1 protein-coding gene and 1 pseudogene are annotated in these 472 nt (G+C 44.1%); both read right to left on the bottom strand.

Translation table 11 applies throughout. The features are described from left to right. Positions 1 to 56: 56 nt before the first annotated feature. Positions 57 to 146 carry a SpoVA/SpoVAEb family sporulation membrane protein gene (locus LKX83_RS31840; RefSeq protein ID WP_370639170.1) on the bottom strand — a complete coding sequence of 30 codons (90 nt, stop codon included), beginning with the start codon at positions 144 to 146 and terminating at the stop codon, positions 57 to 59. Positions 147 to 148: 2 nt separating this feature from the next. Next, positions 149 to 472: pseudogene (locus tag LKX83_RS31835) on the bottom strand (stage V sporulation protein AD); the annotation flags it as partial.

Below are 472 nucleotides of genomic sequence, written 5' to 3'. Positions count from 1 at the left end.
TACAAACAAAGACATTATAGAACTACAACTCAACCAAACACAAAAATCAAAACAACTTAACAAAAAAACTTCACAAAATCAAGCAGAATCTGTCCAATTACACATATGGCACCACCGACAAGAAAAGCGATTCCAATCTGCCCCATCTCTACACTCCCCCCGCTTCAAGCACAACCGCATGCGCAATACACGGAATGCTCTCACCCTGCTGATAGCTGACGGGGCTGAACAATGCTCCTGTCGCACAAATAAGTGCGCGGCTGATGCTTCCTTCATTAAGACGGTTCATAATATGACTGTACGTAACGACTGCACTAGAGGCGCATCCGCTGCCGCCTGAGAATACCTGTTGATCAGGACTGTATATCATCAGGCCACAATCGTTATATACCGGCGTCATATCAAATGAGAGATCCTTCATTTCATCCTTTAAAATCGCATACCCGATTTTCCCTAAGTCACCTGTTACAAT

Source organism: Cohnella baijiui, from assembly GCF_020731285.1.
In the GTDB taxonomy this organism is placed as follows: domain Bacteria; phylum Bacillota; class Bacilli; order Paenibacillales; family Paenibacillaceae; genus Cohnella.
Note: the sequence above shows the minus strand (reverse complement) of the source record. Positions and strands in the feature narration are given on the sequence as shown.